The organism is Bartonella sp. MF74HXZ (assembly GCF_042194445.1).
Taxonomy (GTDB): domain Bacteria; phylum Pseudomonadota; class Alphaproteobacteria; order Rhizobiales; family Rhizobiaceae; genus Bartonella; species Bartonella grahamii.
In genome coordinates, this window is the sequence record NZ_JBHIMW010000005.1 from 73,443 (window position 1) to 86,917 (window position 13,475).

The 13,475-nt window shown below is 37.0% G+C and carries 12 protein-coding genes and 1 other RNA gene; all 13 read left to right on the forward strand.

The window, feature by feature from the left end:
• Positions 1-729: 729 nt before the first annotated feature.
• An RNA gene (ffs, locus tag ACFIJ8_RS05755) (signal recognition particle sRNA small type) lies at positions 730-827 on the forward strand.
• Positions 828-1,050: 223 nt separating this feature from the next.
• Entirely contained in the window at positions 1,051-2,991 is a 1,941-nt protein-coding gene (locus ACFIJ8_RS05760) for a DNA polymerase III subunit gamma/tau (RefSeq protein WP_375628557.1), read from the forward strand.
• A gap of 14 nt (positions 2,992-3,005) precedes the next feature.
• Positions 3,006-3,329, forward strand: coding sequence for a YbaB/EbfC family nucleoid-associated protein (locus tag ACFIJ8_RS05765; protein WP_012754643.1), 324 nt, complete (start codon positions 3,006-3,008; stop codon positions 3,327-3,329).
• A 30-nt stretch (positions 3,330-3,359) separates the two neighbouring features.
• Positions 3,360-3,965: a recombination mediator RecR gene (gene recR / locus ACFIJ8_RS05770; protein ID WP_375639194.1), complete on the forward strand. Its 606-nt coding sequence runs from the start codon at positions 3,360-3,362 to the stop codon at positions 3,963-3,965.
• Positions 3,966-4,014: 49 nt separating this feature from the next.
• Complete coding sequence (locus tag ACFIJ8_RS05775) at positions 4,015-5,043, forward strand: YeiH family protein (protein WP_375639195.1); 1,029 nt, start codon at positions 4,015-4,017, stop codon at positions 5,041-5,043.
• Positions 5,044-5,730: 687 nt separating this feature from the next.
• The gene (gene tsaB, locus ACFIJ8_RS05780; protein ID WP_375628552.1) at positions 5,731-6,417 is read left to right on the forward strand and encodes a tRNA (adenosine(37)-N6)-threonylcarbamoyltransferase complex dimerization subunit type 1 TsaB; all 687 of its coding nucleotides are present in this window, start codon (positions 5,731-5,733) and stop codon (positions 6,415-6,417) included.
• Entirely contained in the window at positions 6,417-6,899 is a 483-nt protein-coding gene (gene rimI / locus ACFIJ8_RS05785) for a ribosomal protein S18-alanine N-acetyltransferase (protein ID WP_375628550.1), read from the forward strand. Before tsaB ends, rimI begins: the two co-directional genes overlap by 1 nt.
• Positions 6,900-6,939: 40 nt before the next feature.
• Positions 6,940-8,316, forward strand: a complete 1,377-nt coding sequence (gene miaB / locus ACFIJ8_RS05790; protein WP_375639196.1) for a tRNA (N6-isopentenyl adenosine(37)-C2)-methylthiotransferase MiaB — start codon at positions 6,940-6,942, stop codon at positions 8,314-8,316.
• 158 nt (positions 8,317-8,474) lie between these two features.
• Positions 8,475-9,599 carry a PhoH family protein gene (locus ACFIJ8_RS05795; RefSeq protein ID WP_375639217.1) on the forward strand — a complete coding sequence of 375 codons (1,125 nt, stop codon included), beginning with the start codon at positions 8,475-8,477 and terminating at the stop codon, positions 9,597-9,599.
• The gene (ybeY, locus tag ACFIJ8_RS05800) at positions 9,596-10,087 is read left to right on the forward strand and encodes an rRNA maturation RNase YbeY (protein ID WP_273787800.1); all 492 of its coding nucleotides are present in this window, start codon (positions 9,596-9,598) and stop codon (positions 10,085-10,087) included. The genes ACFIJ8_RS05795 and ybeY overlap by 4 nt, the downstream gene beginning before the upstream one ends.
• 85 nt (positions 10,088-10,172) lie before the next feature.
• Entirely contained in the window at positions 10,173-11,198 is a 1,026-nt protein-coding gene (locus tag ACFIJ8_RS05805) for a hemolysin family protein (protein ID WP_375628544.1), read from the forward strand.
• A complete protein-coding gene (gene lnt / locus ACFIJ8_RS05810) occupies positions 11,161-12,795 on the forward strand; it encodes an apolipoprotein N-acyltransferase (RefSeq protein WP_375639197.1) in 1,635 nt (544 codons plus the stop codon). The genes ACFIJ8_RS05805 and lnt overlap by 38 nt, the downstream gene beginning before the upstream one ends.
• Positions 12,796-12,943: 148 nt before the next feature.
• Positions 12,944-13,357, forward strand: coding sequence for a helix-turn-helix domain-containing protein (locus tag ACFIJ8_RS05815; protein ID WP_012754634.1), 414 nt, complete (start codon positions 12,944-12,946; stop codon positions 13,355-13,357).
• The last annotated feature ends 118 nt before the right edge of the window (positions 13,358-13,475 follow it).

Consider the following 13,475-nt stretch of genomic DNA (forward strand, 5'->3'; position numbering starts at 1 on the left):
AAATCGTTTCCTTGAAAGTTACAAATGGGAGTGGTGTGTGAGTAAAAACGATTAAAAAAGGAATAAAAATGCTTCTTATAAAGCCTCTCAAGTGCAAGGGATTGCAACATTTAGAATTGTTAATAGTATGAGGGCTCAAATTTATACTTTTATTAAGCATAAAGAGGGTAGTGCACAATGGATTTATACCTCAAGGGAAGTATGTATACTATTTACGAGCGGGGTTTGAAATATAGTTAAGAGTACTGAGAAATAGCTCTTTAAAAAGCATGTAAATGAACAACATTAAGTTATTCTGTTTGGGATATTCTGTTTTGTGTGAGAGGAGCAACACCATTAAAGCAATATTTGCTAATTATTTAAATAGCACTCTTCCCCCTAACTTTCGAATGTTAGCCAATTACATGATCTATCTACTTTATTTGCTGCTTTAACTGTTGTAAATTTTTGATGATTCAATTTCGTAGTTTTAGAACAGATGTATCTATCCTAAAACTCTTACATATTTCAGCGAATGAGAATAATTATACATTCAAATTATCCTAAGCGAAAAAATATTTTCATACCAAATAAAGATGAAGAGCTACTGCTATGAAAACTGATAAATCCATAATCTCTTTGTTGTTTATATGTCAATAAATTAAACGCAAAGGAAAATTCTTCGTCGTTCTTAGGATATTTTTCGTTTCTGAGCTTGATTTTTCATTCCAAATCGACAATATGAACTTGGGAGGTTGGTGGTGGACGAACTGCTCGCCAACTGGGTCAGGTCTGGAAAGAAGCAGCCCCAACGAGTTTTGGTACGGGTCATCGTGCCAACCTCCTATTTTGCTGAAGAAATTATTTTTTATGCTGTCTTTTAGCGAGGTACTTTTAATCTTCAGAGCGGCATTTGTATGCAGCAAATAAAGGGGTTTGGTTATTTTTTAACAAATTATCCCATAAATAATTTGATTAAGAAAAAATCCTTTTATATGAGACTACAGTATTGATCTATGCTTTTGTATTATCAAAATGTACGCATAAAGAACTTCGAAGTTGGAAATATTCATGGAAAATGTACCGGTAGAAACAGCCTATCGTGTTCTTGCTCGTAAATATCGACCCCAAAACTTCTCTGACCTTATTGGTCAGGAAGCTATGGTGCGTACTCTCACCAACGCCTTTGAAAAAGGTCGTATTGCACAAGCGTGGATGTTAACAGGGATTCGTGGCGTAGGTAAAACCACAACAGCACGTATTTTGGCACGTGCGCTTAATTATAAAACAAAAGATATTGACCAACCGACAACCGTATTAGACTCTCTTGGTGAACATTGCACACAAATTATCGAAGGACGCCATATTGATGTTATAGAAATGGATGCCGCTTCTCATACGGGCATTGATGATATTCGTGAAATTATTGAACAAATACGCTATCGTCCTGTTTCTGCACGTTATAAGGTTTATATTATCGATGAAGTACATATGCTCTCAACACAAGCCTTTAATGGTTTATTGAAAACTCTTGAAGAACCACCGTCCCATGTGAAATTTATTTTTGCCACAACAGAAATTCGCAAAGTTCCTATTACAATCCTTTCGCGTTGCCAACGTTTTGATTTGCGGCGTATTGAATCAAAAGCTTTGAGTGCACATTTGCGCCAAATTGCGAAATATGAAAAGGTAGAAGTAGAAGATCAAGCACTCTCTATGATTGCCCGTGCTGCAGAAGGATCTGCACGTGATGCATTATCCATTTTTGATCAAGCGATTGCCCATAGCAATGGCAATGTTAATGCCATTGCGGTGCGTACAATGTTAGGATTAGCGGATCAAGCACGTATTATTGATCTTTTTGAATTTATCATGAAGGGCGATGTTGTTAATGCATTACATGAATTACGCAGTCAATATGAGGCAGGTGCTGATCCTCTTACTATATTGACAGAACTAGCCGACTTTAATCATTTGGTCACACGTTTACGTTTTACACCAGAAATAGTGGAAGATTTCTCACTGACTGAAGAACAACGTTTAAGAAGTTTAGACTTTTCAAAAAAACTTTCCGTTCCTGTTTTATCCCGAAACTGGCAAATGTTACTCAAAGGTTTACAGGAAGTTAACCAAACTGCACGTCCGCTTCAAGCCGCTGAAATGCTTTTAATTCGTCTTGCTCACACGGCTGACTTACCAACTCTTGATGAAGCTTTAAAAAAGCTTACGCAAGAAAAAACACCTCTCACACTGGTTAAAAACTCTTCTCATCAAGAATCTACAAATGCAAATAATATAACAAAAGAAACAATGGTCGAAACCCATGCTTCCTCGAGCGTTTCAAATACATTACCAGATCAATCAGATTTAAAAACATCCTTGAAAAACCAATTAGATCATTCCTTACAACCGGAAAATTTAGTTAAAAATCAAAACCCTGACAAAATCAACGCCCAAGAAGTAACAGAAACTCTTGAAAATTCTCAATCTATTGATCTTTCTGAAAAGAGTGCAAATTTATCGCATTCTGTCACACAAACAACAGAACAGATTACCCAACCTAAAACTCTAGTAATTAATTCTTTGCACGATATTGTTCAATTAGCCGAACAGCATAATGATGCTCCTTTCAAACTCCTTATTAAAGAATTTGTTCATCCTGTTTCTTTTGAAGCTGGGCATATTACCTTAAGACTTTCTGAAAATACCCCACAATTTCTTGCTCATGATATAGAAAAAAAGATATCTCAATGGACTGAAAAACGCTGGACAATAACTTTTGTTAATGAAGGAGGTGGCCCAACCTTACAGGAGGAAAGTATAGCGATTCAAAAGACTCTTTTTTCCAATGCAGAAACAGATCCTGATATCGCGAAAATCCTCAACCATTTTCCAGAAGCAAAAATTGTCGATATTCGACTCAATAAAGAAGAAAATGATCTTGATTTACTCCCCAATACCTTTAAAAATGCTGATATTTTTAAAAATAAAAATGATATCAATGATGAATAAGGATACCTATTCCTATGCGTGAAATGATGAGTATGATGAAAAAAGCCAAAGAAATGCAAGAAAAAATGCAGAAGATTCAGGAAGAAATAGCTAATCTGCAAGCTACCGGCACTGCAGGCGGTGGTCTCGTCAATATCACTTTAAATGGCAAAAATATTATAACAGCAATTCAAATTGATCCTTCATTACTCAAACCTGAGGAAGCTGAAATTCTCGAAGATCTCATTATGGCAGCTTATAATGAAGCAAGAACAAAAATTGAAATCGCAATAGAAGAAAAAACCAAAAGTATAACGGCAGGGATACCGCTCCCTTCAGGTTTCAAGCTTCCATTTTAATGAAACGGATTTTTTCCGTGGGACAAAAATATGTCTAAATACATTGCAGGACCTGAGATTGAACGTCTCATTCAGATTTTATCACGTATACCAGGTCTTGGTCCACGTTCAGCGCGTCGTGCTGCGCTTCATCTTATCAAAAAAAAGGAAACATTGCTGGAGCCTTTAGGAGCAGCTATACAAGCAGCTATAGAAAAAGTCGGCATTTGTTCTGTTTGTGGAAATGTCGATACCATTGATCCTTGTTCAATTTGTACAGATTTGCGCCGCGATGATACAACAATCATCGTTGTTGAGGATATCGCTGATCTGTGGGCTCTTGAACGCGCAAAAACTTTAGCCGCACGTTACCATGTATTGGGTGGACGACTCTCCCCCTTAGATGGAATAGGTCCTGACGAACTGAACATTGCCTCCTTAATACAACGTGTTGTACAAAATCCTATTACGGAAATTATTCTTGCTGTCAATGCGACTGTCGAAGGTCAAACAACTGCTCACTATATCACCGATCAGCTTTCCAATTTTTCAGTTAAAATTACGCGACTTGCTCATGGTGTTCCTGTAGGAGGCGAGCTTGATTATCTTGATGATGGAACTTTAGCAGCAGCTGTACAAGCACGAACCAATCTTTAAAACTTTTTCCTCTTCACCTTTAGCTCTTTAATGACGGGGGAATATTCAAATGCTAAAGAAAAACCTCTCATTTTTAAACGACCTTGGTCCTGGTATTTTAGTATGTTTATTCATATCAGCTTTAGCGTATGGTTTAGAAGTCTTGGAAAAGCAGCTTTTTGGGCAAGCATGGCTTGAAAATCTTGTTTTAGCAATTCTCTTAGGATCTGTTACCCGTAGTTGTTTTACTTTGCCAACATACCTTCAAAAAGGTATAATTTTTTGTGCCAAAACACTTCTTGAAATTGCTATCGTACTTCTAGGAGCAAGCATTAGCATTAACGCAGTGCTTTCAGCCGGTTGGAATTTACTTTCTAGCATCATATTCGTTATATTCGTAACGATTATCCTTAGCTTTGCCATTGGTCGAATTTGCGGGCTCTCTAAACATTTAGCAATGCTCGTTGCTTGCGGAAATGCTATTTGTGGCAACTCAGCCATTGTTGCCGTTGCACCCGTCATTAAAGCAAAACACGAAGAAGTAGCTGCATCAATTGCTTTTACTGCTCTTTTAGGAGTTGTTATTATTTTACTTCTCCCTTTTTTACACCCACTTTTGAATTTATCATTTAACCAATACGGTGTGCTTGCTGGCATGGTAGTTTACGCTGTACCACAGGTCTTAGCAGCAACAGCACCAATATCTTTCGTGAGCGTTCAAATTGCAACTGTTGTTAAATTGGTACGTGTTCTCATGTTAGTCCCTGTTATTTTTATCTTATCCATCATCTATCGCCGATCAGCACAAACACGCCTGCGTCTACACACTCTCGTCCCATGGTTTATCATTGGCTTTATTATCATGATGCTTGTTCGCTCAAGTGGTCTTATCCCTGAAAAAGCACTTAATCCCATCAAACTAATTGCTCAGTTATTGACCGTTATTTCAATGACAGCATTAGGATTAGGCGTTGATATTCGCTCATTAAAAAAAGCAGGATGGCGCGTTATTTTAGCTTCAACTTCCTCCATACTCCTTCTTGGCGCTTGCAGCCTTATCATGATACAATTGAATGATTTGAATCATATAACATTTTGAAATATGCATTTATTATTTTTCAACGTAGTATGCAATCAACCCAAAGGCTCATTATTCTATACAAAAAAAGAGCTGTGATATTAAGTAAAAACTGTCAAATTTGCTTTTTCAATTAGCTTTTCAGTCCATAATGATTTGCAATGACGTAGTATCAAAATACGTAACTCATGCAAAACAATGCCATTTCTTTCATCTGCTCTCATTACGCTGAAGTTTTTATATAAAGACTGATAGAATATGCTCTTATTTGGAAAAATGTGGGGTCATGGCTTTCCCCCTTTTAAATTACTTTTACTTACTATGGAATACAAATGGCATCATCATACTATTTGATAGCTCAAAATGTTTGTGACAATCCTTACATTTAAACGATTCGTGAAAGGCGTTTTTATTCTTTTCTTCAACAGTTTTTATTCACATCCTAATTCCGCTTGTAGTATACAAGATAATAACTTTAATTGTCTCACCATAAGTAGATTTGAAATAAGAGAATCTTACAATATTCAAGGTACTCATTCAAAAAGTGAAAACAAATAGGGATTAAATCAACATCTCGTTCTATCCCATAAAAAGATATTGTTGCTTATTGGCACTAGTAACTTTCTTACAAATGAAATATACAATAATAAAAAGATTAAAAATACAGCAGGACTTTTGTTTATCGTTTTATTCAACTAAAATATTTTTATGCTTATCCTTGCTATAGATACTGCTTCAATTTATTGCGCTGTTGCGCTCATTCGTCATAAATCTGTTATTGCGCGTATCAATGAGCGCATGAACAAAGGACATGCTGAAAAAATTATTGGGCAGATTACACAAATAATGACACAAGCCAATATGACGCTTGATCAAGTTGAGCGTATTGCTGTCAATATTGGACCTGGATCATTTACTGGTGTACGTGTCGGTGTTGCAACAGCGCGCGCTTTGGCATTAGCACTTGAAATACCTGCTGTTGGAGTGAGTGCTCTTGAAGCGTTAGCAGCACAAGTAATAAACAATAAAAGTACAGCATCAGCAATTACTGTTGTCATTGAAGCAGGGAGAGAGATGTTCTACCATCAAAATTTTCATAATGATCTCACGCCTTTGGGAGCGCCGGGATTAAAAACAATTGAAAATATCCTCGAAGATTTGCCAAAAAAAACCCGCCTGACTGGCCCAGCGGCTGATGTCGTTGTGGAGCATATTAAAAGCCATAAAATAAACGAAAAAATTGTCCTAGAAAAAATCCCCTGCGAAGCGGCTGATATTGTAAACTATGCTTATCTTGCCGCAAACAAACAATCAAAAAATTCGCCTCGCCCACTCTATCTACGCAGCGCTGATGCAAAACAACAAACCAATTTTGCTTTACCACAAAAAAAATAATGCTCAAATTTTCATTGACAAAAAAGAATTTTGGAATTGCTCCGCTACAAGTTAATGATAGTGCTCCTCTTCATCAAATTCATCAACATTGTTTTACTCCGTCTTGGGGAAAACAAGCTTTTGATAATTTCTTAACAGATCACTCTATCTTCGGATACAAAGTTTTTCTCATTGATCGCTCTGATCAAATTTTAGGCTTTTGCCTATGCCGCCTCATCCTTGATGAAGCAGAAATCATCACAATTGCCGTTCACCCTCATTATCGTCAACAAGGAATTGGCACCTTTCTTATCGAAAGCACAGTTCACCATCTTCACGACAAAGGCGCTATAAAATTATTCTTGGAAGTAGAAGCCACAAACCTTTCTGCTTTGAACCTTTATCAACGCTTTGAATTTCAAAAAATTTCTGAACGTCTTGCCTACTACCCGTCAAAAAATGGTCGTGGTGATGCAATTATCATGCAAAAAACTTTTAAGTAAATAGATTGAGATTTGTGTAAAAAACATTTACACATGCACCATGAATAAAGTAAATCCTAAAAATACGCCTCCTGTTGCTCCGAAAAAGGTTTTTATCAAAACCTATGGATGTCAAATGAATGTTTATGATAGCCAACGAATGACTGATAGTCTCAGTTCGCAAGGCTATGTGACAACACAAATTCCCAATGATGCCGATCTTATTCTTGTTAATACCTGTCATATTCGTGAAAAAGCAGCAGAAAAACTTTATTCTGATCTCGGTCGTTTGCGCGTTATGCGTCAAGAGCGCACACCTGATAAACCCCTGATGGTTGGTGTAACGGGTTGTGTTGCACAAGCTGAGGGAAGTGAAATCTTGCGCCGTGCTCCAACAGTGGATCTTGTTATTGGTCCGCAAATGTATCATCGCTTGCCAGAATTGTTAGAAAAAGCCAAACAAGGAAAAAAAATTATCGAAACAGACTATGCTGTTGAAGATAAATTTGCTCATTTGCCGCCCCATAATAAACATGCAGTAAGAAAACGAGGTGTTAGCGCATTTTTAACAGTACAAGAAGGTTGCGATAAATTTTGCACTTTTTGTGTTGTGCCCTATACACGCGGTGCCGAAATATCACGATCCGTTGAGCAAATTACTGAAGAAGCCCTTCAACTCATCGAAGCGGGTGTCAAAGAAATTACGCTGCTTGGACAAAATGTCAATGGTTGGCATGGGCAAAGTGCTGATGGCAAAACTTGGCGTCTTGGCGATCTTCTTTATCATCTTGCAAAACTCGATGGTTTAAAGCGTTTGCGTTACACAACCAGTCACCCACGTGATATGGATGATAGCCTTATTGCCGCGCATCGAGATCTTGATATGTTAATGCCTTACCTCCATCTTCCTGTTCAATCAGGTTCAGATCGCATCTTAAAAGCTATGAACCGCCAACACAAAAGCTCTCATTATCTTCATCTTATTGAAAAAATTCGGACCGCACGACCAGATATTGCCTTTTCAGGCGATTTTATTGTAGGGTTTCCAGGAGAAACAGATGAAGACTTTGAAGAAACCATTAAACTTATTCAACAAGTACAGTACAGTTCAGCTTATTCTTTTAAATATTCCCCTCGTCCTGGAACAGTGGGAGCCACAATGAAAAATCATGTTGATGAATCTGTAAAAGATGCCCGCCTTCAACATTTACAAGTCCTTCTCCTTGAGCAACAAAATGCGTTTTTGCGTTCTAAAATTGGTCAAAAAACTAACGTTCTCATCGAAAAACCTGGACGTCACTCAGGGCAAATGGTAGGACGTTCCCCTTGGCTTTTACCTGTTGTCGTAGATACAGAAGCCTCTACAGGTAGCGTAATAGAAATTCATATTAAAAATGCAAGCTCAAACAGTTTTGTTGGTGAAGTGACAAATAGATAAACATACTTCTAAAACCTTGTTCACAATAAATATTTTGGAAAACTCTTTTATTTTAAAAGAAAATGATTACATCTGAAACATGCACTTTTTTTTAAAAATGTCTTTTATAGAATTTACTTAACAAAACGTGCAATATTTATGTAGATATGGAGAATAGGCTGAAAGCTTCAACCGAAAAAATAAAGCGTATTAAAGAAAAAGTAAATATGTCCCTTGAAAAGGCTGATACCTTGAAACAAACAAGCGCTTCAGATCCGAGCCAAGTTGTTTTGATTTTCGAAAATAATAAATATGCAAAAGCAGTTTTTGGTAAATTTGACGAAAATCTCGCTTATATCGAAAAAAAACTTGAACTTAGTATTCATCCGCGTGGTAATGAAGTCTTAATCCGTGGAAGTATTTCTGTTATAAAACGTGCGCAATATGTATTGCAGCAACTTTATGAACGTGCCAAAACACATCAAGAGCTCACTTTATCAGATATAAAAGGAGCGCTTGCTATGGCAAATATACCAAAGAAGCAGAAAGAAGACACAATAACACACAAATCTGCAATGAAACGTATACCAGCACGGTTGAGTACCCATAAAAAAATAATTCATGCAAGAACTCCGACACAAGATGCTTACATACGCGCTATGGAGCATACTGAACTTGTGTTTGGTGTAGGACCAGCAGGAACAGGCAAAACGTATCTTGCTGTTGCTCATGCTGCAATGCTTCTAGAACGTGGTATCATTGAGCGAATTATTCTCTCACGTCCGGCTGTTGAAGCTGGAGAACATCTTGGTTTTCTTCCCGGTGATCTCAAAGAAAAAGTCGACCCATATTTACGACCACTTTATGATGCTCTTTATGATATGATGCCCGCTGAAAAAATAGAACGCATTTTAGCTTCTGGTGTCATAGAAATTGCTCCTCTTGCCTTTATGCGCGGACGAACACTTGCCCATGCTGCTGTTATTCTTGATGAGGCACAAAATACTACGCCCATGCAAATGAAAATGTTCCTCACACGTCTTGGAGAAGGAACACGTATGATTGTTACCGGTGACGTAAGCCAAATTGATTTGCCTACAGGGCAAAAATCAGGTCTCATTGAAGCAATTCGCATTCTTTCAAATGTAGAAAATATTGCAATTGTACATTTTGATGAAAAAGATGTTATACGCCATCCACTTGTTGCTGCTATCGTTCGTGCTTATGATCGTGATTCCGAAATACAAAATAAAAAAAAATCATTCGCATGCGATGCATTAAAAAATGAATTTGATTCATCATGATTATTATTGATATAATGGTTAAAAGCGCAGGGTGGAATGATGAGAAAATGCTTTATAATATCACTGAAAAAGCATTATTGACGACTATGCATCATATTTCATTGGCAAATGTTGTAAGCGAGATTAGCCTGCTTTTTACGGATGATAAACATATGGCACAAATCAATGCACAATGGCGCAACAAAAACAAATCTACTAATGTATTATCCTTTCCTGCTTTTCCACTTAAAGCTGGAAATCCTCCTGGTCCCATGCTCGGTGATATTATTATTGCGCGAGAGACTGTTGTTCTCGAAGCAGAAAAACAAGGAAAAACATTTCAAGACCATTTAACGCATATGATTGTTCATGGTATCTTGCATCTGCTTGGCTATGACCATGAAACTGATAATGAAGCATATCAAATGGAAAAGCTCGAAAGAGAAATTCTGCAAAAGCTTTCCATAAAAGATCCTTACGCTGAATTGTCTATAAATGATAAAATTTAACTTTTAAAATCAATATTACGAGCATACCATTTAAAGCCTCTCATTCACCTAATTATAAAAAGAAAGTTTAGAAGATTTCAAAACCATGACAAACAAAACAAATGCACAAAATAATAGTCAAACATCTTCTAATAATGAAAAAAAAACCTCTCAACAGACGAATCATACAGAAAAATATTCTCTGATGAATCATTTGTTTTCATTCTTACGGGGTCGTAATTGTGTGTCTACATCACTGCGCGATGATCTTACCGTTGCACTCACGACTGACAATGAAAAAGACACTGCCCTCTTCTCACCTGAAGAACGTACTATGTTGCATAATATTTTACGCTTACGTGAAGCACGCGTGGATGATGTTATGATACCACGTTCTGAAATCGAAGCACTGGAAATAAACACTTCACTTGGAGAAACCCTTAAATGTTTCGCAAAAATTGGTCATTCTCGCTTACCTGTTTATGCTGAAACTTTAGATGATCCGCGCGGCATGATTCACATCCGCGATATTCTTAACTATATGACTCGCTTTATTGTCAGCCCAACAAAAACCGAACAGAAATCCGATTTGCTTCAATTAAACCATACAGACTTACATACCCCAATCGGTGAATTGGATCTGATCCGAACTGTTCTCTTTGTTCCAAGTTCCATGCTTGCAAGCAAATTATTAACACGAATGCAAACTACACGAACTCAAATGGCTTTAGTTATTGATGAACATGGGGGAACAGATGGTCTCGTTTCAATGGAGGATATTGTTGAATTGGTTGTTGGTGATATCGAAGATGAACATGATAATGTCGACAATGCTATCGTACGTGAACCAAACAATAAATGGCTCGTTGATGCAAGAACTGAACTAGAAGATGTGGAGAAAGCTCTTGGTCCTGATTTTATCGTAGGGGAATATGGTGATGATGTTGATACGATTGGTGGTTTGATCGTCTCCATTCTTGATCGCATTCCTGCCAAAGGTGAAATTGTCGAAGCTGTACCTGGTTATAGATTTCGTATTTTAGAAGCTGATAAACGCCGGATTAAGCGATTGCGTATTTTTCGCATTCCCAAAAATGAGAATCTTGAGAACAATGTCATCCCTAAAGAATAGTCCAGCGTTTTTAAACAATTTCATCGTTTTTTTGTCCTCTGTTACCGGTTGGAAGCGCCAAGCATGGATATTTCTGTGTGGTGCTCTTACTTCTTTTGCACTTCCACCCTTTTATTTGACACCTCTTTGCTTTTTAACTTTCCCTCTCTTTATTGTTTTACTTGACTCAATACGGGCCGCAAAAAACAATAAAAAAATTTTTTTTACTTACGCTTTAAGCTGTGGAACCTTTGGTTTTAGTTATTTTATTTGCGGACTTTGGTGGCTATGCAATGCTTTGTTAACAGATCCAGATTCTTTTGGTTGGGCAGTCCCATTAGCCATTTTAGTTCCTCCACTCTACCTTTCTCTTTATTGGTTTTTTTCTGGTTTCATTGTTGGTTTATTATGGACAAAAGGAATAGCACGATTTTTTGTTTTAGCCTTTGCATTAGGATTGGCCGAGTGGTTGCGTGCGTTTTTATTCACAGGATTTCCATGGAATGCTCTTGGCTATACAGCCATGCCAACCCCAATGTTCATGCAATCTGATGCAATCGTGGGACTCTATGGAATGAATATTCTTGCTGTCTTAGCCTACAGTTTGCCAACTGTTTTATTAACAGATGAAAAAAAGAAAGTGGCACTTTCTCTTTGTTTATCACTTATATTCATTCACAGTGGTTTTGGGTTTTATCGTCTTCATACTATAGAAAACATAGCTGAAAATCAAAAAAGTTCTTATTGGGTGCGCATTGTTCAACCTTCCATCCAACAAAATATAAAATTGCGTGATAATACACGAGAAGCTATGTTGGAAGCGCATATGAATCTAAGTGCAATGCCAACAACTGACCAAAATTCAGAACCCGATTTTATCGTATGGCCCGAAGCTTCCGTTCCTTACCTTCTCTATGATAACTCATCTATCACAATGCGCATTGCCTCTCTTTTAAAACCTAAACAATGGGCTATTATCGGAGCAATACGAGCCAGCAATGATCTACCTCATTCCCAAACACAATATTTTAATACAATTGCAGTCATTAATGCTCAAGGTAATATTTTAAATACTTCCGATAAACTTCATTTGGTTCCTTTTGGTGAGTATCTTCCTTATCAGGATTTATTGAAAAAAATTGGATTGCGTACCCTTGCCGATAATATTGGTGGATATAGTGCTGCAAGTGTGCGCAAAATTGTTACAATGCCAAACGGATTTTCTTATCTACCCTTGATTTGTTATGAAGCAATATTTCCCCATGAAATGACTTTTAAAGGCTCCTCGCCTCAAGCAATTATTAATATTACAAATGATGCATGGTTTGGTGTAACACCTGGACCCTATCAACATCTTCAACAAGCACAACTTCGTGCCGTTGAACTGGGAATCCCCCTCATACGAGCAGCCAATAATGGAATATCAGCTGTTATTGATTCTTATGGACGAATCGTTGTAGCTCTTCAACAAAATGCTGTGGGCATTATTGATTCACAAGTTCCATCATCCATTACCCCTATAGGAAGCAATGAATACAGAACTTTCTCTACTTTTATCTTATTCATCCTTATGCTATTGTGTCGTGTTGGTTTTGGTTCTACAAAACAGCTTAAATGATTCAAGTGCCCTTTGTACGGTATTATGTTGCGTTTACCAGTAATATTGGGAAAAAATATTACATATTATTTTAATTATATGATAAATCAGCTGCGCATAAATATGATGTTGGTTTAGAAGAAAAGTGCTGGAAATAAAGAGTTGCATTATGACCGAAACTAGAAAAAAACCTGACCCTATAGATATCTATGTTGGAACTCGTATCCGTTTACGTCGTAATATTTTAGGACTCACTCAAGAGAAACTAGGTGAAAAATTAGGGATTACTTTTCAGCAAATCCAAAAATATGAAAAAGGAACAAACCGTATTGGTGCCAGTCGTCTTCAAGCGATAGCGGAAATTATGGATGTTCCTGTTTCTTACTTTTTTGATAAAGGTATTACCTCCCAACAAGTAGAGGGTTTTGCTGAAAGTGATCACAATTTTATAGACTTTTGTTCTAGCAGCGAAGGGATTCAGCTCATGCGCGCTTTTACAAATATATCTGATGCTAAAGTGCGTCGAAAAATTATTGATTTGGCAAAAGCACTTTCTGAGGAAGATTTGACAAATAAGCTATAAATTAAAATTATATCTTTTCTCTTTTATTCATATAAATTTTCATTGACGATTTGCTGTAGAATCAGCAAATCGTGACAACTTTAGTAAGAAATTAATTAAATCGTTGATTTTCTTTTTT